The organism is Chryseobacterium soli, assembly GCF_000737705.1.
Taxonomy (GTDB): domain Bacteria; phylum Bacteroidota; class Bacteroidia; order Flavobacteriales; family Weeksellaceae; genus Chryseobacterium; species Chryseobacterium soli.
Genome location: NZ_JPRH01000008.1, coordinates 141,646 through 163,938, shown reverse-complemented (window position 1 = coordinate 163,938; position 22,293 = coordinate 141,646). Strand labels below are relative to the sequence as shown.

Here is a 22,293-nt window from a genome sequence, read left to right as displayed (position 1 = left end):
TAGCCATATTTTTTTATAACGAGTTTATTAATGGAAAAAAATTGAACTTTATTAAGAATCAGCTGGAAGAAAGCAGGGCATTGGGCGGATTAACGGATGATTCTAGAAAAAATTTCATTGATGCCCAGAACTACCTTCAGAAATATATGATCAGCCAGGATGATAAAGATCTCAAATTATACTTCCAGTCTCTTAGAAAACTGAAAGGGAATTTTGACAAAATAGGGGAATTTGAAAATGTAACTCCAAAGCTGAAAAGTAAATTAGTATTACAGAAAAAAGATACCCTGAAGGCTGAAAGACTGAAAACATTACTTGATTCGGCGTATCAATTTTCTCAAAATCCCCCAGCCAAAATCCAGGATAAAGAATATGAACTGGAAAAATACAAGAATGATTTTGAGGATTTAGAGATTCAAACTCAGACGTATTCTGATACGATCAAGAAGAAAGGTCTGATGGGGCGTTTGAAGGACGCTATATCTAATAAAGTGGATGTACAGAAAGAAAGCACCGTAATTACCTTATCCAATAAAAAGGCAGCGGATCTCTCAAAGTTGAAAACGGAGATGAATAATGCTATAGAATCTATGGATAAGCACTATACGGATGCTGTAAAAAAGATCCGGACATCTACTGTTAAAAAGCAGCGTGAAAACATGCAGTATTATAGTAATTTCAATAAATTACTCGTGTACAGCAACGGATTGATTAATGTCTACGAAAATGCAATTAAAGACTTTAAATCAGAATTAGAAAAAGAATACAGCAAACAAAATTCTATTAATAATAAAATCAGGACCTACCTGGTGCTTGGATTAATGAGCTTAATGTTCATTGTGTCCATTCTGATTATGTATTTTACAAGAATCGCGTTTATATATGAGCTGAAGCTGAACGCAGCAAACAAGGAGATTAAGAATAACCTTAATTTCAAAAACAGAATCCTTGGAATGCTGAGCCATGAATTAAGGTCTCCTCTGAAAATTATTAATATTTTTATTGATAAAATCAACAGAACAACAAAAGATGAAAAGGTAAAAGATTATCTTAAATCGATGAAGTTCACAAACAGTACCTTGCTGATACAGTCTAACCAGATCCTTGAATACACAAAGAATCAGGAAGCTGGAAAAAAACTGATCAGCACAACCTTTAATCTTAAAGATGAGATTGATAGTATTGTTACGGCCATCACTCCTTATATAGAAACCAGAGATAATAAATTTGTGGTAAATAATCATATACCAGCCGGTATGGTAGTTTTTTCAGACAATATAAAAGTGAACCAGCTGTTGATGAATATTCTGGGAAATGCCAATAAGTTTACGGAAAACGGCCAGATTGATGTTACCCTTACTACTGAATCTGTCAATAAAAATACAATTTCTCTAACCACAATCGTAGCAGATACAGGTGTGGGAATATCGGATTCTGATGTTGGCAAAATTTTTGAACCGTATTATCAGGGAATGGTGTCTGATGAAATCGATAATGTAGGAGCTGGATTAGGTTTGAATTTATGTAAAGAAATTGTAGAACTTTTTAATGGTGAGATATCGGTATCAAGTAAATTAGGTCAGGGGACAAAAGTAACATTCAGAATCAACTTAAATATCAATAATAAATAATGGAATTACCAATTGAAGATAAAGAAATAATATTTCTTTTAGCCGACGATCACAGTATTGTAAGGCAGGGAATTGGAATCATCATCGATGAGATTGTTCCAAATGCGGTCATTTATCAAACCTCATCTTTACAGCAGATTGTAGAGATCGTAAAATCAAAAGGAATAGAAATAGCCATTATTGATGCCCATTTTCCTGAGGGAAATAGCCTGAACTTTTTATCACAAATCAGAAGTGTAAATCCCGATATCAAAATTTTAATATTCACCGGTCTGGAAGAAGAGCTGCATGCCCTTAAATTTATTAAAGGCGGTGCCAACGGATACCTGAGTAAGTTGAGTGAAGAAGAGGAGATTCGAAAGGCTATTGCAAGCATTGTCAATAAAGGGGAGTATATTTCTGCCGTTTCTCAGAATTTATTGGTGCAGTTTGCTCACGATCCCAATGTGATCAATCCATTGAGTTACTTAACCAAAAGAGAACTGCAGATTGCGGAACTTTATGCAGAGGGCTATGGAAACCTGGAAATCGCCAATAAGCTTGATATAAAGCAAAATACGGTAAGTACGATCAAAAAAAATATCTTTGATAAATTAAAAATAGAAAACCTGGTTGAGTTGATTGATCTCATCAAAACTCACCATACGATATAGACTTTTGCACTCTGTTTATAAGGGTATAATTATTTATCGATAAATATCGATGTTTCAATCGACATATATCGATGCGTTTTATAGATAATCTTGTTTTCCAATGTTGTTACTTTGCAGTAAGAAAAATAAGAAAAACACGAATTTATATAGCTAAAAACGTAAGTGATGAAATCTTTATAGAGTAGCTGGATGACCTTTAACCGACTTCTTGAAAGCTTGTTAAGAGCTTATTAAAAAAACACAAATTATATAAAGAAGTACAATTGGTCCTTGGTTATCCGATACATTAAAAGGGAGGCAGAAGCCTCCTTTTTTTTTATCCTCAAGTCTGTTCATTTGGCCTACTACAGGTAATTACATTTTAATATTTTTTAAAGTCCAATTATCAAATCCATATTTTTATTCATATTATTTCCTGATAGTAGGTTCGAACAGAATTAACGAGGTGCTCATATTTATAGCTATCAATTCTGTACTTCTCTTTACCGCTAGTTTCATAACCATTCTACTGCTGCTGTGAGTAGAAAACCTTTTTAATGAAAACCACAAATAAAGAAAGAAGCAAAAACAAAATACTTAGCCAAATTACCTTCTGAATCCCAAAATGGACGATCCAGTAGCCACCTGCAATTGATCCGGCGGTCACAGCAGCATTTCCGCAGGACGTAAAAATACTGTTGACAAATTCCTGGGCACCGGTTACAGATGATGCAATATTCACATTGCTGATCAGAAAACCTCCGGTGTGTACCAGTCCCCAAATTCCAACAATGACTATCATGGGTACAAAATAGCTTCCAAAAGCAAAAAGCAATAGGTGAACCCCAATCAAAGTAATAATAAATACCAGGGTGGTTTGGTAAGGATGCCTGCTCATGTATTTTCCTGCAAGACGGTTGCCTATAACGCCCGTTATTCCAAACAGGAAAAGCATACAGCTGATTTCCTTTCCGTTCATGTTGGTGACTGATTTTAGAAAATCTGCCATATAAGCATATGTTGAATACATTGCAGTAATCATAAAAAACACCAATATAATATGTATCCATAAAACGGGTTTCCGCAATATGGATATCGGTGAATGCTTTGCTTTAATGTGTGGTGTATTTATAGATGGTAAGTATATCAGTAATCCTATAAATGAAACAATATTGATTATGGCCAGCACTAAAAATGAAAATTGCCAGTTAAGTACATCCACTAACAAGGTTGCCAAAGGAATACCAAAAACCGTTGTAAGCGTTAATCCGGAAAATAGGGTACTTACAGCTTTCGATGATTGATTAGGTTCTGTATTTTCAACGGCAACGGTCAGCGCGATCGACCAATACACAGGGTGAAAAAATGCAGGGATCATTCTTACAATTAATAAAAAACTGAAGGTGGTTGCCAGGGCAGACAGTATGTTGCATATCGCAAAAACAAGCAGAGAAAAAGCCAGTACTTTTTTCCTGTTGAAAGAGGATAACGCCATGACGGAAAAAGGACCGAAAACAGCTACAATGATAGCGAAGGAGCTCAGCAGCCAGCCGGCCTTGTCGATACTAATGGCAAACACAGAAGCTATTTCAGGTAAAATTCCTATTACGCCGAATTCTGTTGTTGTAATTCCAAAAATACCCAATGCCAGTACAAATAATATTGTATTAATTTTCATGATGCTCTATTTAATTTATTTTGCAAATTTGCAGAATAAACGATCCTGAAAGTATATACTTACATTGAAGTTCTATACTATCAATTAGGAAAGTATGCATCATTTAAAACAATACTATGCCTGAATTTTTTCACGATAAAAAGCTCTATTACACGCCGATAGAATTTGCATTGAATCATATTGGTGGAACCTGGAAGATGCCTATTCTATGGCGTCTTCAGGGTAACGTTCAGCGGTTTAGCGAACTCAAAAAAGATATTCCCCATATAACGGATAAGATGCTGACCAGCCAGCTGAGAGAATTGGAGACTAAAGGAATGATCAAAAGGGTAGTGTATGCTGTGGTGCCTCCTAAAGTGGAATACAGCTTAACCGAAAAAGGGGAAAAAGCGATTCCAATCATTGAAACAATCATGAAATATGGTTTTGAGCTGATTAAAGAAGAAGGAATTGAATATCCGCCTGAAAAGAAATAAATTTTTTCTATCAGCCTGCATGGTTAATCTTCACTTGTAGCCTGTCAACATAAAAGCCACCTCATAGAAAGATATGAGATGGCTTGAGTGTATGTCTTGTTTTTTATCTTTGATGTATGATAAGCTTTTTGAGCAGATTTTCTTCTCCGATCAATTATGCTTTACACATAGCATCCCAAGTTGTCCAGAAGTGTGCATTAACGGCACCTGGAGCTGGATTGATGCTGTCGGCAACAATACCTACCATAGAAGCGCAGTTGGAATTACATCCTATTTCATTATGACTTCCCTGTTGAGGAGGGATTTGTCGCCATGTACCTGTTGAACCGCTTAACAGTTCTACTTTAATATCAAAGATTCCCGAAAGATTAGGAGTCTGAATTTGTTTCGTCGGAGCATCGCTGGAAATTGAATCACTCCAGTTCCCCTGTGAAAATGTTACACGCCACGTTGAAATCATTTTGGCGGTATTGTTCTGAGGTGAAAGATAAACCCAGAATTGAGCTCCTCCGCCCAATTGTAGATGGCCGGTTGAATTTGCATTTACATTTGCTGTTTCCATGTTGAATGTATTTGGTTAGTTAGTTTTTTTGAACCGAATAAGTTATTTTGGGATAAACCCTCGGTAACGCTTAATTCGTATGTCAAAGTAACAAAGAAGGCTGCAGCTGTTTTAGAGTACAAATGACCAATTATCGGGTTGAGTAAAAATACCTAATCATATTGAAGTAAGTTTAAACCCAATATTTTGTGACTAAAACTAATTCATGCAATAGTATTGGCTTAGCTAAGGTGGTAAAAGAAATCACTTTTTGAGTGAGTTTCAATATTAAAATGAAAAATGAATTGTGAATTAATGAGATCTAAAGAAGTGGTCTGGCGGATGGAGAGAATTAATTGTAAAAATAGCTTTCTGATCTGAAAGCTATAAGTTGTTATTTATTATGTCCCGGTGCGTAGTCTCTTGCTGATTTTGCACCTGTCATTTTTTTAACCTGTCCTGGTGGAAGGCCATGGTTGCCATTAGACTGTTGTACTATGGGAGCACAAGAAACTATAAATAGTCCCATAAGAAAAGTTACTCCAATAATTTTTAGCATATTCATTGTATTTTTTAGAGGTGATCAAGGAAGAATTGTGCCAACTGAATGTAAGTCAAAAAATGATAAAATATTCTAGGTGTTATTTTTGACAGAATTGGTGTCAGAAGATGAAATACTTTATCTTTGTTTTTCGGGGTTTATCAAAATATTTTATTCGAAAATACGCTTTATGAACAAAAACATTTTCTCATTTTCTGCAAAAGCAATATGTACTGCAGCTTCCCTTTCTTTACATACAGTGGTATATGCCCAGCAGACCGCTGATATATCAACCCTTTCAGAAAAAACCTTAAGCACTATTCTGGAAAAGGACAGAACGTATTATACACAGGGTAAAGTAGCTGATTATATTCCTGAACTGGGAAAAATGGATGCCAAAGCAATCGCTTTTTCAGTAGTAGGGAAAGATGGAAAGATTTTTAATGCCGGTGATGTTCATCAAAAATTTACTATGCAGAGTATTTCGAAGATTATTGCATTGATGATTGCGGTGAGCGAAAAAGGAGAAGCCAATGTTTTTGATAAAATGGGGTATTTCGGATCCGATAAACCTTTCAATTACTTTTCCAATCTTGAAACAACCGGTAAGCCGCTTAACCCGATGATGAATGCGGGAGCAATTCTTACCACTTCTTTAATTTCGGGAGACGGTGAAAAGCCATTTCTGAAAATATTGGATATGGTTCGGTTTATTACCAAAAATAAGACAATTGATTATAGTAAAACCGTTTATGAATCCGAAAAATCTACAGGCCACCGGAACCGGGGAATGTTTTACCTGATGAAAAATAATGGACTCATTTCAGGGAATGAAGATCAGCTCGATAATTATTTCAGACAATGTTCTATTGAGCTTACCGCTGAAGATTTGGCTAAAATAGGATATTTCTTTGCCAATCATTGTGTTCGGTTTGATGGAGACGCGACCTATAAAAATGCAGAAATGGCAAAATTAGTGCAATCGCAAATGTTGGTTGCCGGAATGTATGAATTCAGTGGAGAATATGCCCGAACCGTTGGATTGCCAAGTAAATCCGGTGTTGGAGGCGGAATTACAGTGAGTGTGCCCGGAAGAATGGGGATCGGTGTTTTCAGTCCCTCTTTGGATCAGCATGGAAACTCTTTAGCCGGATATCATATGATTTTAGACCTTGTCAAGCAATATAATCTGAGCTTGTTTTAAAAATATTCTTAAAAACGATTATTAAGTAACCTTTTCGGAAACTTTACAACTATTAAATATAAAAAGCCTTGCAATTGTTTTTTTTTGCAGGGCTTTTTGGTGGAATATGTTTTCATCAAAACAGACGGATGTAATTTTTCCCCTACTGATTATTTACAAAAAGATAGTATTTGCTTCATCTGTTATTCATAAATATCAAGTATGAGTGACTGGAAAATTGTTCAATCAGTGAAAGCTATTTAAAGTTTAAAATTAATTGCTTTTTTTTGAAAGGATATAAAATGCAGGGTATTCAATCCGGATTGTGTTTGCTTTTTTATTTTATCCCATAAAATGAATAACTGTTTGAGAAACAAATAGGTCCGTTTTGATGTTGCTTTTGTTTTATTGTTTGTCGAAGTTGTTTTTACTAAAAATTTCATCACTTTTATAACAGTAAAATAAAACAATTCAGTCCGATTGGTCTTTTTTTCATCCGATGGGCCTGTGTCATTTTTGTAGGTTCCATGCACCCTTATCGGCATATTATTTTTTTGTAATATTGAGAAATTAATTCTCTTATTTTTGAAATATTATATTTTTTTATTCTATATTTGCTTACATTTTGTAAGTATAAACCTTTATAAATGTGATTGCACGTATTGTATCGTCTTGTTTCTGAGAACAAAAGTATAATAACTTATTTTAATGATATTTGAATTTATAATAAATTATTATTAAAAAATTGTTATTAAATTTTATTTATGATTGAATATGTAATATAAAATTATTATTTTTATTCCGTCATAACAAAATAATCGCGTTAGATACCGGGAGGTTGAACGTTTTGTTATAAAATTTTCAGTCATATTTCAATACCATAAATGCAATGAAAAACTTAACCATTATTGGATTAACACCTTTCGAAAAGCCGGATGTTAATCTTATCCCTAAATTGCACCAGGCAGGTGCATTTCCCATTTTAAGCTTAGGAGGTGATGTAACCATCGCTCAGGAAGCATTGAATCAACTTGACCAGATGGATATTCCTTCTTATGGTATTTGCTTTCCCAACGACAAATGTTTGTCGCTTCAAATTCCAAAAAAAGTAAGGTTTGCTATCCTTCCGTCAGGTATTACAATGAATAACGCCTCAGAGCTGCCTGTTATATATCAGGTAAGCAGTTTGGAAGAAGCCAGGCAGGCTGAGCAATCAGGTGCTGAGGGTATCATTATAAAAGGAAATGAGGCAGGAGGCCTGGTAGGCTATGAATCAACTTTTGTCTTGTTTCAGCGTATTATCAAAGAAATCAACACCATACCTGTATGGGTACAGGGAGGAATAGGGCTCCATACGGCGGCGGCGGCAAAAACATTAGGTGCAACCGGAATTGTATTGGATAGTCAGCTTGCCATGTTCCCGGAAAGTTCTGTTCCCCAAGATATAAAAGATCTGTGCTCAAAACTGAATGGAACCGAAACAAAAATTATAGCCAATCATCGTGTATTGGTAAGGCCTAACTCACCTGTGTTGCCGGAAGATGTCAGCTCAGAAGAACTTACACAATATTTTACCGATCTTGATCCTGCAAAGAGCTATATTCCAATGGGGCAGGATATTTCGTTGGCAATAGACCTGTACGAAGATTTCAAAACTCTTAAAAAACTGATTTTTGGTTTCAAGGAAGCCATGTATGGTCATCTGAAGCAGGCAAAAGCCCTTCAGGTAATCGATCAGGACAATATCATGGCCAAACAGCTGGGACTTCGTTACCCTATTGCACAAGGACCAATGACCCGTGTCAGTGATGTTCCGTCATTTGCTAATGCGGTTGCAGAAGCAGGAGCTTTGCCCTTTGTCGCTTTATCCTTACTTAAAGGAGAGGCTGCGAAAGCCTTGGTGATGGACACTAAAAAACTGGCAGGCGAAAAAGCATGGGGAGTAGGAATCCTTGGATTTGCCCCTCAGGAGCTGAGAGAAGAACAGACATCTTATATATTAGAGGCCAGGCCTCCTGTAGTCCTTATTGCCGGGGGAAGACCGGCACAGGCAAAAATATTTGAAAAAGCAGGAATTACAACCTTTCTGCATGTTCCTTCCCCTGCGCTGTTAGATATTTTCCTGAAAGAAGGTGCTACTAACTTCATTTTTGAAGGACGTGAGTGTGGCGGTCATGTAGGCCCGCTTTCAAGCATGGTCCTTTGGGAGAAACAGATTGAAAGAATCTTAAAAGAAGATCATCCGGAAAAGATCAGTGTATTTTTTGCGGGTGGAATCCATGATGCATTTTCAACAGCTTTCGTTTCTGTCATGGCAGCTCCGTTAGCAGCCAGAGGTGTAAAGGTAGGGGTTTTAATAGGAACTGCTTATCTCTATACTGAAGAAGCTGTACAAACCGGAGCAATTCAGCAGGAATTTCAGGAACAAGCTATGCAGGCTAAAGACACGGTTTTATTAGAGACGGCACCCGGACACGAGACGCGTTGTTTGAATACAGCTTTTGCTCAGCATTTCAGTAAAGAGAAGGCAAAACTTCTGGCAGCTGGAATGGATAAAAAAGAAGTTTGGGAAAAGCTTGAAAAATTAAACGTAGGCCGTCTTCGTATTGCGGCTAAAGGGGTAGAACGTCAAGGAGATCAGTTGATTAATATTCCGACAAGCGAACAGCTGGATCTTGGAATGTATATGATCGGACAGGTCGCTACCATGCAAAACCGCGTGATCTCCGTTGCAGCCCTTCATCAGAATGTAAGTATCGGCAATTATCAATATATTGAACAGGCAGCTTTGCCGGAAGAGCCAGAATCAACAGAAAAACCGCTGGATGTGGCTATTGTTGGGATGGAATGTATTTTCCCGGAAGCAAAAAACCTCGAAGAATATTGGAGAAACATCATCCTGGGGAGAGACAGTGTTACAGAAGTGCCTGATGAACGCTGGAATAAAGAACTGTATTACCACCCGGATTCAGACGGACCGGATGTATCGCACTCTAAATGGGGTGGATTCATTCCAAAAATTGATTTCGATCCTTTGGCCTTCGGAATTCCTCCACAATCTCTTGCGGCTATTGAGCCAACACAGTTATTGACGTTATTGGTAGCTAAGCGTGCGATGGAAGATGCCGGTTATGGTGAAAAACATATTAATAGAGAAAATATTTCTGTAATTATCGGAGCTGAAGGCGGCAATGATCTGGCCAACAGTTATAGTTTCAGAGGGTATTATAAACAGGTTTTCGGAGAACTTCATGAAGAAGTGAAACAGGCATTTCCACATACGACGGAAGATTCATTCCCTGGTATTTTGGCAAATGTGATCGCAGGTAGGATTACGAACCGTCTGGATCTTGGGGGAAGAAATTTCACCGTAGATGCGGCGTGTGCTTCTTCTTTAGCAGCTATTGATCTGGCTTGTCAGGAACTGATATTAGGAAAATCCGATATGGTTCTTGCCGGGGGAGCAGATTTACATAACGGTATCAATGATTACCTTATGTTCTCCAGTACGCATGCACTTTCCAGAAAAGGAAGATGTGCAACATTTGATGGGGAAGCCGACGGAATTGCCCTTGGTGAAGGCGTTGCTATTCTTGTCTTAAAAAGATATGAAGATGCCGTTCGTGATGGAGATCGTATTTATTCTGTCATCAAAGGAGTAGGAGGATCCAGTGACGGAAAAGCGTTAGGTCTTACAGCACCTAGAAAAATAGGACAGGTACGCGCTTTAGAACGTGCGTATTCCCAAGCAGGGATTAGTCCTGCATCAGTTGGTCTAGTGGAAGCACACGGAACCGGAACTGTGGTAGGAGATAAAACAGAACTGAGCGCTTTGACTAATTTATTCAGCCGTTCAGGAGCCATACCGGGACAAACGCATTTAGGTTCTGTAAAAACACAGATCGGACACACCAAATGTGCAGCCGGATTAGCAGGACTGATTAAAGCTTCTCTGGCAGTCTACCACGGGGTGAAACCTCCAACGCTTCATTTACAGCAGCCCAATGCTTATTATAACGCTGAAACCAGTCCTTTTGCTTTTTATGCAGAAAGTGGATTGTGGAGCGAGAAAAGCCGTTATGCCGGAATCAGTGCTTTTGGATTCGGTGGAACCAATTTCCATACGGTTATTGCTAACCATCCCAAGGAAGACGATTCTGCAGTATTGCAGTCGTGGCCGTCAGAATTATTTGTATTCCGTGGTGAGACCTATGACGAAGCTAAAATCAAATTGGCTCAGATCAAGTCTTTATTAGAGATCAATGGTGATATTCCTTTAAAAGATATGGCCTACAGTTTAGCGGTCGGTTCAGAAAAACCAATTCAGCTAAGCATTGTCGCTGATACTACTGAACATTTGATGATGAACATCGAACTGGCATTATCAGGCATTGAAAGCAAAGATACATTTACGGTGAATAAACGTGACGGTAAGGTAGCTTTCCTTTTCCCTGGACAAGGCAGTCAGAGAATCAACATGGCCCGTGATCTGTTCGTCGCTTTTCCGGCGATGCGAAATCTGATCGATGGATATCCTGAACTGGAAAAAGTAGTTTTTCCTTCCACTACTTTTAATGAAGCTACTTTAAAACAACAAAAAGAAACCATTAAAGATACCCGTCTGGCACAACCCATTTTGGGAATGGTAGATCTTGCTTTGGCTAAATTCCTTCAATCACTAGACATCGTTCCGGATATGGTGGCAGGACACAGCTATGGCGAATTACCTGCTTTATGTTTTGCCGGCGTTTTTGAAGAAGAAAAACTGGTTGATTTGAGTATTCAAAGAGCTCACGCCATTTTAGATTCAGTAGAAGGCGGTGATCCGGGTACCATGATTGCAGTAAGTGCAACAAGAGAACAGTTACAGCTGATATTGGGCCAGACTGAAGGATGCTATCCTGTTAATTATAACGCTCCAACCCAATGTGTGGTAGCGGGAAGCACACCGGCGATCAATAAATTAATGGAAATCCTTAAACAGGAACGTATTTCTGCCAAGAAATTAGAAGTTGCCTGTGCATTCCATAGTCCGTTATTGGCCAAATCTAAAGGCTTATATGATGAGGTCTTAAAAGAGGTTCCTTTCAAAGAAATGCAGATTCCGGTTTGGTCGAATACGACGGCTGAAACCTATCCGACAGACCCTTCAGAAATTAAAGAAAGACTGACAGATCATCTGGTACAACCCGTGAGATTTGTAGAGGAAATTCAGGCGATGTATGAGGACGGGGCCAGAATATTCATTGAAGTAGGACCTGGAAAAGTACTTTCCGGACTGACTAAATCCTGCTTGGAGAAAGATCAGCTGATCCTGTATGTAGAAGACAGCAACCATAATAAACTGAGCCACCTTCTTTCCATGCTGGCACAATATCTGGGAACAGGCCGAAACTTTAACATTGAAAAACTTTTCGATGGCCGTAATGCCCGACTGATCCAGATTGACCAGCCTGAACTGTATAAGAAAAATCCAGCCATCTGGCGTGTGAACGGACAGATGGCACATCCAACTACAGGTAACTTGCCCGCCAATGGTGCGTTACCGATACTAAAACCTATTGCCATGAACAATTTCACTAATACCCATCAAACTCCTGTAGCCGAACATCAGCCTGCCGCTGAACGGATGCTGCATGAATATTTAAATACCATGAATCAGCTGATCCAGGCACAGCGTGATGTGATGCTTTCCTTCCTGGGACAGAATCCTCAGATTACCCATGTACCGGCTTATGCTGCGTCAGTACCGGCACCTGTTAATGACCGCTTGGTGACGATTCCCGCACAGTCGGTGAATGTTGAGAAACCAGCCATAATTCCGGTAAAACAGGCTCCTGTAAAAGATATTAAAACCTTATTACTACAGGTAGTCAGCGATAAAACCGGATATCCTCATGAAATGCTGGGGATGGAAATGGATCTGGAAGCAGATTTGAGTATCGACTCTATCAAAAGGGTAGAAATCATTGGAACGCTTCGCAGTGAGCTGGGAGCGCTTACATCAGATCATGCCAATGAAGATACGATCATGGAAAAATTAGCCTCGATCAAAACTTTAAATGGTTTGGTTTCCTGGCTGACAGAATTTACAGGAACACAAACATCTGCTCCTGAAAAAAATGGATCTGCAGTAACACCCGCATCAGAAGTAGAAAGCAAATCTGCATTCTCTTTGGAAGAACTTCAAAATATCATCTTGGATATTGTCAGTGAAAAAACGGGTTATCCGAAGGAAATGCTTGGATTGGATCTCGATCTGGAAGCAGATTTAAGTATTGATTCCATTAAGCGTATGGAAATTATCGGAGACCTTAAAACCAAAATTGGTTTTGGAGAAGATATGGACCAGGCAGACGACCTTATGGAAAAACTGGCTGCCATTAAAACATTAAAAGGACTGGCCTCATGGATCAGCGAAATGAGTGGAAACACTAATACTGAACCTGTACAAAATGGATTGTCACGTCTTCGTTTTGGTTTGACTCCCACTGATGTTTCTACAGAGCAGAATACAGAAATCATAAAGGGAAAACGTTTTGCGATCACTCAGGACAATAGTCCGCAGACGATGGCGATTAAAAACACTCTTGAAAAATATGGCGCCATCGCAGAATTAGTAGATACGGAAAGAGATCTTAAAGATTTCGACGGACTGATTATTCTGGATCTGTTCTCCTCAACGGTAAAACACAGCATCATTGATCACGTAGATCAGATTAAGAAACTGGATCTCGACAAAGCCAAATGGGTATATCTGATTTCAGACATTCCGGCACATATTCAGGAACTGACGGATACCCGTCTTTTACGTCATTACAAAGGCTATCCTGGACTTTTCAAAAGTTTAGCGAGAGAATTTGAACAAACTTCTTGCAGGCTGATCAGTTTAAGTACACCACAGGAAGTTGATCAGATTACGGAAATCACGTTAAAAGAAATATTATCGACTGATAAACCTTCCGAAGTCGTTTACAAACACGATCAAAGACATAAAATAGATATCATCCCTTCTCCCTTGTCAACGAGCCTTGAAGAAGCACATATCCAACTGGATCAGGAATCTGTAGTCTTAGTGCTTGGAGGCGGACAGGGAATCACTGCTGAACTGGTAAAACATATGTCCGGAGCCTATCCCTGCACCTATATTCTTGTGGGAAGATCAGCAGATCCGAGAGATGTACTGGAGGATCTCAAGGAAGTGGAAGTCATGAAAACCAAGGAAGAAATAAGAAGCTATCTTATTAAAACCGGAACATTCACTTCTCCTGCTGAAATAGAAAAAGAAACGGTGAGAATTTTCAAAAACAACCAGATTCTTCGTACCATCAGAGATATGGAACAATTGGGAAATAAGGTGGTATACCAATCCTTGGATCTTTGTGATGAGGAAGGATTATCCGATTTAATCAAAAATATTTACGAAAAATACAGCCGTTTAGACGGAGTGATCCATGGGGCAGGTCTTTTAGAAGATAAACTCTTCAGACAGAAGACTTCCAGTTCATTTGAACGTGTTTTTGATACCAAAGTAAAACCGCTTCGTGTATTGGCAGAACAGCTTCGTGCCGACTGTCAGTTTGTAGTGTTATTTTCAAGCATCGCTTCAGTATACGGAAACAAAGGCCAGACCGATTACGCTGCCGCCAATTCCGTACTGGATGATTATGCGAAAGCGCTAAACAAAAAATTAAAAGGAAAAGTCATTTCCATCAACTGGGGACCGTGGAAAGGAGCCGGAATGGTTTCGTCAACGCTGGAAACAGAATATGAACGTCGTGGAATCTCTTTAATTCCATTGGACCAGGGGAAAGAAATTTTTCTTAATGAGATCAAATACGGAACCGAAAGTCAGGTATTGATCATGTCAGGAAGCAACTGGTAACCCTCTGTATACGATAACTATGAAAAAAACAGATGTTGCTGTCATTGGCTTATCCTGTGTCTTTCCCGGGGCACAGGATGCCAACACTTTTTGGCAGAATATTGTCAATAAAGTAGATTCTACCCAATCGGCTCCGGCGGATAGGATTGATCCTGTACACTTCAGTGATGCTACCAGTCCTGTCGACAGATTTTACTGTCAACGCGGTGGATTTATCTCTGATTATGAATTTGATCCAACTGCTTTTGGGATCTTACCCTTAGCCGTTGAAGGTACAGAACCGGATCATTTGTTAACCCTTGATCTGGTACAAAAAGCACTGGAAGATGCCGGTGTTTTTCAAAAAGGAATATCCCTTGAAAAAACAGGAATCATCATTGGTAAAGGAAACTATACCGGTCCCGGAGCAACCCGCGCTATCGAAATTGTGCGTACTGGAGAACAGATTTCTTCGTTATTGCAGGAATTGTTACCTCAGGTATCTACAGCAGACATCGAAAAGGTAAAACATGCTTTCCAGGAACGGAAAGGACGCTTTGCAGCCGATACAGCGATGGGATTAATTCCCAATTTGGTTGCCTCTTTGGTTGCCAACCGTTTCAATCTGGGAGGTGCTGCCTTTACAGTTGATGCGGCTTGTGCCAGTGCTTTAATTGCCGTAGATCATGCCGTTCAGGAATTGAACCGTGGCCGTTGTGATATGGTGATCGCAGGTGGAGTTCATACCGGACAAAATGCTGCTTTCTGGAGTATTTTTGCCCAGTTGGGAGCTCTGTCACACCAGCAGCGGATCAAACCGTTCAGTAGCGATGCAGATGGACTTTTAATTGGTGAAGGCTGTGGTTTCGTTGTTTTAAAACGATTGGAAGATGCAGTCCGTGATCAGGATAAAATCTATGCTGTGATCAAAGGCGTTGGCGTAAGCAGTGATGGTAACGGAACCAGCGTGATGAGCCCGTCCGTTAAAGGTCAGCTTAAAGCTTTACAACAGGCCTGGGCCAATGCAGATATGGATGAAAAACAAATCGGTTATTTGGAAGCCCATGGGACAGGAACACCGCTTGGAGACAAAACAGAACTTCAGACCTTGGCTCAGTTTTTTACTAAAGAAGAAGGAACCCAGGCTGCAGGAATCGGATCCGTTAAATCCAATATCGGACATGCCATGCCGGCTGCCGGAATCGCAGGTTTAATCAAGACCTGTCTGGCGCTTCATCATGATACGTTACCGCCTACCTTATATTGTGAAAATCCAATTGCAGATATGGAACAGACCCGTTTTGCTCCGGTACAGGAAACGAAAAGCTGGTCAAAAACAGGCTTGCCGAAAGTAGCGGCAGTTAATGCCTTCGGATTTGGAGGGATCAATGCACACGTTGTTCTTGAGGGCTATGATATGCCGAAAAAAGACCGTGTTTTGGTATTTGCAAGACCCACTCATGAAGAATTACTTTCAGCTTTAAAAAATAAAGAAAACAAAATAGGTGAAGGGAATTACCGGATTGCTTTATTCGACCCGACCCCTGAAAGAATAGAAAAAGCCATCAAGATTGTTGCTAAAGACAATCCTTGGCGCAATAAACAGGATATCTGGTACACCAACACTCCTTTACTGAAAGATGGAGGCAAAATAGCCTTCGTATTTCCAGGGCTGGATGGTCTTGCGAAAGGGGAAGTGGACAGTATCAGCCGTTATTTCGGATTGACCGAACCTATCCAAACAGAAGGGGAAGGTTTACTAACCGATGCACTGGGAATTTTCAACAAATGCAGTATTCTTGACAACGCCCTGAAAAAACTGGGAATTATTCCCGATATGAATGCCGGGCACAGCCTGGGAGAATGGCTCGCTGGATATTCCTCCGAACTGGCAGAAGTCAATTCCGTAAAAGCTTTGATCGATGTTTTGAATCCGGAAACCTTTGAATTAAAAGATTCCAGATTCATCGCGATCGGAGCGGGGATCGATGCGGTCAAGCCTTTTATCGATACCATTTCCAATCTTTATATTTCCAATGACAACTGTCCTAATCAGGTGATCCTTTGCGGAAGTAATGCAGCTTTGGATGAATTGGTTCCGCTGTTAAAATCAAAACAGATCTTCCATCAGATTCTGCCGTTTCAATCCGGTTTTCATTCACCTTTTATTGCTGATAAACTGGATGTAATCTTAGCAGGAATGGAAAAAGCACAGTTTCAAGAGACGAAGATCCCATTATGGTCTGCAACGACTTTAGAGCCTTATCCTGCCGATCAGGACGCCATCAGAAAACTGAGCGCCGAACATTTGGTTCAGCCGGTCCGCTTCCGTGAACTGACGGATAAACTGTACGATGAGGGAGCAAGATTCTTTATCCAGATTGGTACCGGAGGATTGATCGGATTTATCGATGATACCTTAAAAGGAAAAGCATTCAGTACCATTGCTTCCAGCGTAGCCACACGATCTGCACTGGCTCAACTGCAGCGTGTGGTAGCTGCGTTATTCGTGGAAGGTAAAACAGTGGCATTGGACTTTTTAGAAATACAAAATCAATCAAAAAAATCAACAGGAAAGGGAATCAAATTACAATTAGGTTCACCGATCATCCGTAATTTTAAAGAAATTCAAAACCTGGCCCAGTCTTTTGAGATGCCAAGACAAAATATGGTTTCAGCAACGGTAGCTAAAACCAGACATCCGCTTGTTAAGGCGTTCCAGGACAATATTTCCGATATGATCAGGATGCAGGAAGAAGTGCTGACGCTGTTTCAGAACCGATCTGAAATTAAAGTGGCAAAACCCGTGATACCTAAAGTACCGGCAAGTAAGAATTTCTCGAAATTTTTACAGGTTACTTTAGAAAGTCATCCTTACCTCATCGATCACAGTTTATTAAGACAACCCAAAGGATGGCATGAAGTAGCTGATATGGAACCCGTAATTCCGATGACGATGATTTTTGAGCAGTTAGCAGAAATCGCACAGGCAGAAATTCAGGGGACAAGAGTTCATAAAATTATGAATGTAAGTGTGTTTCAATGGATGAATGTCGCCAAACCTTTTGAAAAAACAGTCAAAGGAGAATGGCGTTCACCGAATCACGCCTATGTGGATATTGAAAACTTTGCGAATGCAGAAGTCCTGTTGGCTTCATCTGCACCGGCTGTTCCTTCCTTTAACCTGTCAATCGGAGATCTTCTGCCAATTGAAAGAACATCTGAAGAGATCTATGATAAACATATGTTCCATGGAGAACTGTATCAGGGAATTACAGAAGTTTCAGCAGTAGGAACAAAAGGGATTGTAGGAAAAATCAAAGGAAACGGAGGGAAAGGCTCATTGCTGGATAATGCCGGACAGTTATTCGGATTGTGGTTACAGCTTACATTAACTAAAGACCGTATTGCTTTCCCGGTAAAAATCAGAGATATAGAATTCTTTGGTGAGATGGAAGATCAGGACGGACTTTTTGAATGTACCTGCATCCTTACCGAGCTTAATGAAGAATTTGCCATTGCAGATATCATCCTGAAAAGAGACGGAAAAGTATGGTGCGCGATTACAGGCTGGCAAAACCGCCGATTGGAAATTGACGAGCCGCTGTGGAATGTTTCCATGTCGCCTTTGCATAACCGTCTTTCGGAAGAAATTGCTCCTGAAGTATTTTTCTTTCATCAGGCGTATACTAGGGTGGCGTCGTGGGATTTTATTCTCAAAAGATATTTCAACCAGACGGAAAAACAATATCACCAGCAGTTGTTTCCCAACAAGCGGAAAGAATGGATGGTGAGCCGTGTAGCGGTGAAAGATGCCGTTCGAAACCTTCTCCGCGAACAGAAAAATCATCCTTGCTTTCCGATCACTTTTGAAATAGCGAAGGATGAAGTCGGAAAACCTTATCTGATAGGTGATGTAACAGAGGATATCCACATTTCTTTAGCGCATAAAGAAAAGGATGCGGTAGGTATTGCGCGTCAGGGCGGTCCGGTGGGAATCGACATGGAGATCATGGAAGAACGCAGCTCCGGATTTTATGACCTGGTATTTACCGATCATGAATTAACCTTATTAAAAGAAAAAGATCAGGCGGAATGGACCACCAAATTCTGGGTAGCCAAAGAAGCCTACGGAAAGTTTCTCGGAACCGGACTGAAAGGAAATCCAAAAGCCTTTGAAATCACCCATATTGCGGGAGATCACTTATGGATCAACCAAACTGAAATAAAAACTATTAAACATAAAAATTATATTATCGGATGGACACTATAAACCACACATTACAATTGAATCACGAGGAATTGTTCACTCTTTTAAAAGGTTTTATTACTGAAGTGATAGGCGCTGAATTTGTAGAGGAAATGGACATCACTCCGGAAAGTTCATTCACGAAAGATCTGGAAATGGACAGTATAGAAATTGTTTCTTTTTCTGAGAAAATTAAAGCGCATTTCGGCGATCAGATTGACTTTACGGGATGGCTGTCTTCTATGGATTTAGATCAGTTGATCGACCTTGACCTGAGTATGATTATTAATTATATCTACGAATGCCAATAATCACGGTTAATCATAAACAGGTTCATATTCAGGAACTCAATAAGGGGGCTGAACAGGCGGTGGTGCTTATCCACGGGATGTTCAGCAACCTGTCCATATATTATTTCAATATTGCCCCGATGCTGGCGAAACATTTTCATGTCGTGATGTACGATCTGAAAAGCCATGGCATGAGTGAGCGTTTTATAGATGGCTATGATCTGGAAAGCATGTCGTCCGATCTCCTGGCTTTGATGGATGTTTTAAACCTCAAAAAAGTACATCTGGCCGGATACAGTTTCGGAGGATTGATCGCTTTGAAAACTGCATTGAAAGCGCCGGACCTCGTGAGTCAGCTGGTGGTCATAGAAGCCCCGGATCCTCAGGACGAAAAAGCAAGAAATATCATCGATGAATACAGCAAAGAGTTTCTCGAGCATTATGTCGCCAATTTTACAGACACCACTAAGGTGCAGATGGGCAAAAGGCAGATGGAGAAAAACCACCGCATGTATGAGTTCCTGTTTGAAAAGACCAGTATCAAGGCAGATATGATCAGGGAAAAACATTTTCTGAGTGAAGCCAATTTCTCAGGACTGCATATTCCCACACTGCTGCTGTATGGAGCTGAATCCAATTGTAGACCTACAGGTGAATGGCTGAAAACACAGATCACCGAATCTGAACTGGAACTGATTCCAGGAGATCATAACGTCCCGATACAGGAACCTGTTCGGATTGCAGAAACCATCGTTCATTTTTTATCTCAATCATTATCTAACCCCTTAACACAAAATCATGGCTAAATTTGTATTTGTTGTTCCCCCATTGACAGGCCATGTCAATCCAACCTTAAGCATCGGCGCAGCATTACTGCAAAGAGGGCATGAAGTGGCCTGGATCAGTCTTGATAAAAATTTAAGCACGAAACTTCCTGTCGGTGGAGAACTGTTGCTCATCCAATACGACCAAACCGACGAAGAAAAAAAAGAAAGCGAGAACTATCTCGATATCATTTCTAAAAAAATAGTCTACGGTATCGACAGCATCAAGTTTCTGTACGATGATGTCCTGATTCCCTTAAACAGACATTGCTACAATGGAATCGTTACCCTGCTGAAACAATATCAACCCGATATGGTGATTGGCGATCATCAGTTATTTGCCTCCGCTATTGCTGCTAAAAAACTGAACCTTCCCTACAGCACCTCCGTTACCGCTCCGGCTGCCATTAAAATGATGGATGAGCTGCCTAAAGTGCATGAATGGGAAGTGAATAAGATCATTGAACTGCAGAAAGAACTTGGGGTAACCGAAAACCGTTCACTGGCATCTTCTGATCTGCTGACTCTTGTTTTAACCTCGAAATATTTCTTTGGCGAAATGGATCTGCCTGCCAATTATCAGTTCACGGGTCCTGTTCTTATGGAGCGCCGGATCTCCTGTCAATTTGATTGGGACCGGTTGAAAAATGCTGCCAACAAAAAGATCCTGGTAAGCATCGGAACAACCTTCGATCATGATCATAAAAAAGCTTTTTTCCAGAAAGTAATTGATGCGTTTAAAGATGAAGAGGTAACCGTTGTACTGGTTTCTGATCCCCAGCTGTTTGACCGGTGGCCGGAAAACTTTATGGTGTATCAGCAGGTTCCGCAGCTGGATCTGTTACCTCATCTTGATGGAGTGGTTTGTCATGGGGGTCACAATACCGTATCTGAAGCCCTTTCCAACGGTCTTCCGTTGGTGGTGATCCCGATTGCGTATGATCAGTCCCATGTAGCTGGACGTGTGGTGCGTACCGGAGCAGGAGAACGTCTTAATTTTAACCGGTTTAAATCCCATCATTTGAACGAAGCGGTTCAGAAGATTTTATACCAACCGGAATATAAAGAAGCGGCAGAAAAAGTTCGTGAATCTTTCGTTGAGGCGGGAGGTACTCCAACCGCTGCTGATCTGTTAGAAAAAGCATTACTTTCTGTTTCAGAAAAGATAAAAACCGGATCTAAATTTTTATTTGTGATCCCACCGTTTTTTGGACATATTAGCCCAACCTTGAGTGTTGGCGCCAGTCTGATCGCCCGTGGCCATGAAGTAAAATGGTTTGGAATTACCCCATTGGACCCTAAACATATTCCGGAAGGAGGAAGCTATTTTTATCCTGAAGAAGATCTTATCCCGTTTCAGGAGGATATTCAGAGTATTTTAAAGAGGCAGGATGACGGACCGGCATGTTCCGGCCCTGAAGTTATGAAGCTGGCATTGGAGGAAACCTATGTTCCCTTTGCCAAAATGATGATGCCCGGATTAGAACGTCTTGCTGATACGTGGAAACCTGATGTTCTCGTGAATGACTGTATCTCTTTCGGAGGCGCGTTATTTGCTCACAAGCACAAGATTCCATGTGTGACGACTACACCTGTGCCTCCCGATGTAATGGGCGATACGGCGAACAGCGCACCCAAAATATTCGAATGGCAGCAAAATCTGATCAAAGACCTTCAAAAAGAAGTAGGAATTGAGGATGAAGGCATTTTTATCCATTCCAATCAATTGAATCTGGTATTTACGTCACAGACGTTTGCGGATTTTGAAACCGTTCCGGAGCATATGAGATTTGTAGGTCCGGTGAAAGGACGTCCGAATCCCGCTCCTTTTGACTGGGAGAAACTGGAATCTTCCACGACCCCTAAAATATTTGTGTCACTGGGTACTTTACTGGTGGATATCCGGAAAGCCTTTTTTGAAAAGGTGATTGCAGCCTTTGCAGATCAGCCCGTAACGGTTATCGCAGCCACTCCGCCGGAAATCTTTGATGAATGGCCATCTAATTTTATTGTAAGCGGTTTTGTGCCTCAATCTGCCCTGATGCCGCTTATGGATATGGTGATCTGCCACGGTGGGTTCAATACCGTTAATGATACGTTCACCAATGGATTACCGATGCTCATTACCCCAATTGCCTACGATCATTTTCACATCGCCAAATTAATTGAAAAAGCAGGGTGCGGAATCAGCATTCGATACAAACGATTACGGGTGGAAGCCCTTCGTGAAACTGTTTTTGAATTGCTGGAAAACCCGGCCTACAGAAACGCAGCGAAAGAAGTTCAGTCCAGCTTACTCAATGCAGGCGGTAACGACCTGGCGGTAGAGCTGCTGGAAGGTTTTGTACAACAGGAACAACCATCATTAGTTTTAGGATAAGCCT

General features: G+C 40.3%; 12 protein-coding genes. 9 read left to right on the top strand and 3 right to left on the bottom strand.

Features of this window, described 5'->3' with window-relative positions:
• The first annotated feature begins 41 nt into the window (after nucleotides 1-41).
• A complete protein-coding gene (locus tag IW15_RS17010; protein ID WP_228384391.1) occupies nucleotides 42-1,631 on the top strand; it encodes a sensor histidine kinase in 1,590 nt (529 codons plus the stop codon).
• On the top strand, nucleotides 1,631-2,284 hold the full coding sequence (locus tag IW15_RS17005; RefSeq protein ID WP_034713815.1) for a response regulator transcription factor: 654 nt from the start codon (nucleotides 1,631-1,633) through the stop codon (nucleotides 2,282-2,284). The genes IW15_RS17010 and IW15_RS17005 overlap by 1 nt, the downstream gene beginning before the upstream one ends.
• Before the next feature lie 505 nt (nucleotides 2,285-2,789).
• On the opposite strand, the gene IW15_RS17000 is transcribed toward IW15_RS17005, so the two are convergent.
• The gene (locus IW15_RS17000; protein ID WP_051882153.1) at nucleotides 2,790-3,941 is read right to left on the bottom strand and encodes an MFS transporter; all 1,152 of its coding nucleotides are present in this window, start codon (nucleotides 3,939-3,941) and stop codon (nucleotides 2,790-2,792) included.
• 116 nt (nucleotides 3,942-4,057) lie between these two features.
• On the opposite strand from IW15_RS17000, the gene IW15_RS16995 reads away from it, so the two are divergent.
• Nucleotides 4,058-4,417, top strand: coding sequence for a winged helix-turn-helix transcriptional regulator (locus IW15_RS16995; RefSeq protein WP_034713811.1), 360 nt, complete (start codon nucleotides 4,058-4,060; stop codon nucleotides 4,415-4,417).
• Nucleotides 4,418-4,571: 154 nt separating this feature from the next.
• Here the strand turns inward: IW15_RS16995 and IW15_RS16990 are convergent, their stop codons facing one another.
• Nucleotides 4,572-4,979, bottom strand: coding sequence for a hypothetical protein (locus IW15_RS16990; protein ID WP_034713810.1), 408 nt, complete (start codon nucleotides 4,977-4,979; stop codon nucleotides 4,572-4,574).
• A 373-nt stretch (nucleotides 4,980-5,352) separates the two neighbouring features.
• Nucleotides 5,353-5,487 carry a hypothetical protein gene (locus IW15_RS23130; protein WP_262483677.1) on the bottom strand — a complete coding sequence of 45 codons (135 nt, stop codon included), beginning with the start codon at nucleotides 5,485-5,487 and terminating at the stop codon, nucleotides 5,353-5,355.
• 202 nt (nucleotides 5,488-5,689) lie between these two features.
• On the opposite strand from IW15_RS23130, the gene glsA reads away from it, so the two are divergent.
• The 6 genes from glsA to IW15_RS16955 all read left to right on the top strand — a co-directional run bounded on the left by glsA (nucleotide 5,690) and on the right by IW15_RS16955 (nucleotide 22,289).
• Nucleotides 5,690-6,703, top strand: coding sequence for a glutaminase A (glsA, locus tag IW15_RS16985; RefSeq protein ID WP_034713809.1), 1,014 nt, complete (start codon nucleotides 5,690-5,692; stop codon nucleotides 6,701-6,703).
• Nucleotides 6,704-7,571: 868 nt separating this feature from the next.
• The gene (locus tag IW15_RS16975) at nucleotides 7,572-14,567 is read left to right on the top strand and encodes a type I polyketide synthase (RefSeq protein WP_034713805.1); all 6,996 of its coding nucleotides are present in this window, start codon (nucleotides 7,572-7,574) and stop codon (nucleotides 14,565-14,567) included.
• A 19-nt stretch (nucleotides 14,568-14,586) separates the two neighbouring features.
• Nucleotides 14,587-18,819 (top strand): type I polyketide synthase, encoded by a 4,233-nt coding sequence (locus tag IW15_RS16970; protein WP_034713804.1) that lies wholly within the window; start codon nucleotides 14,587-14,589, stop codon nucleotides 18,817-18,819.
• Entirely contained in the window at nucleotides 18,807-19,106 is a 300-nt protein-coding gene (locus IW15_RS16965; RefSeq protein ID WP_034713802.1) for an acyl carrier protein, read from the top strand. Before IW15_RS16970 ends, IW15_RS16965 begins: the two co-directional genes overlap by 13 nt.
• Nucleotides 19,097-19,891 (top strand): alpha/beta fold hydrolase, encoded by a 795-nt coding sequence (locus tag IW15_RS16960; protein WP_034713800.1) that lies wholly within the window; start codon nucleotides 19,097-19,099, stop codon nucleotides 19,889-19,891. Before IW15_RS16965 ends, IW15_RS16960 begins: the two co-directional genes overlap by 10 nt.
• Nucleotides 19,884-22,289 carry a glycosyltransferase gene (locus IW15_RS16955; RefSeq protein WP_034713798.1) on the top strand — a complete coding sequence of 802 codons (2,406 nt, stop codon included), beginning with the start codon at nucleotides 19,884-19,886 and terminating at the stop codon, nucleotides 22,287-22,289. Before IW15_RS16960 ends, IW15_RS16955 begins: the two co-directional genes overlap by 8 nt.
• The last annotated feature ends 4 nt before the right edge of the window (nucleotides 22,290-22,293 follow it).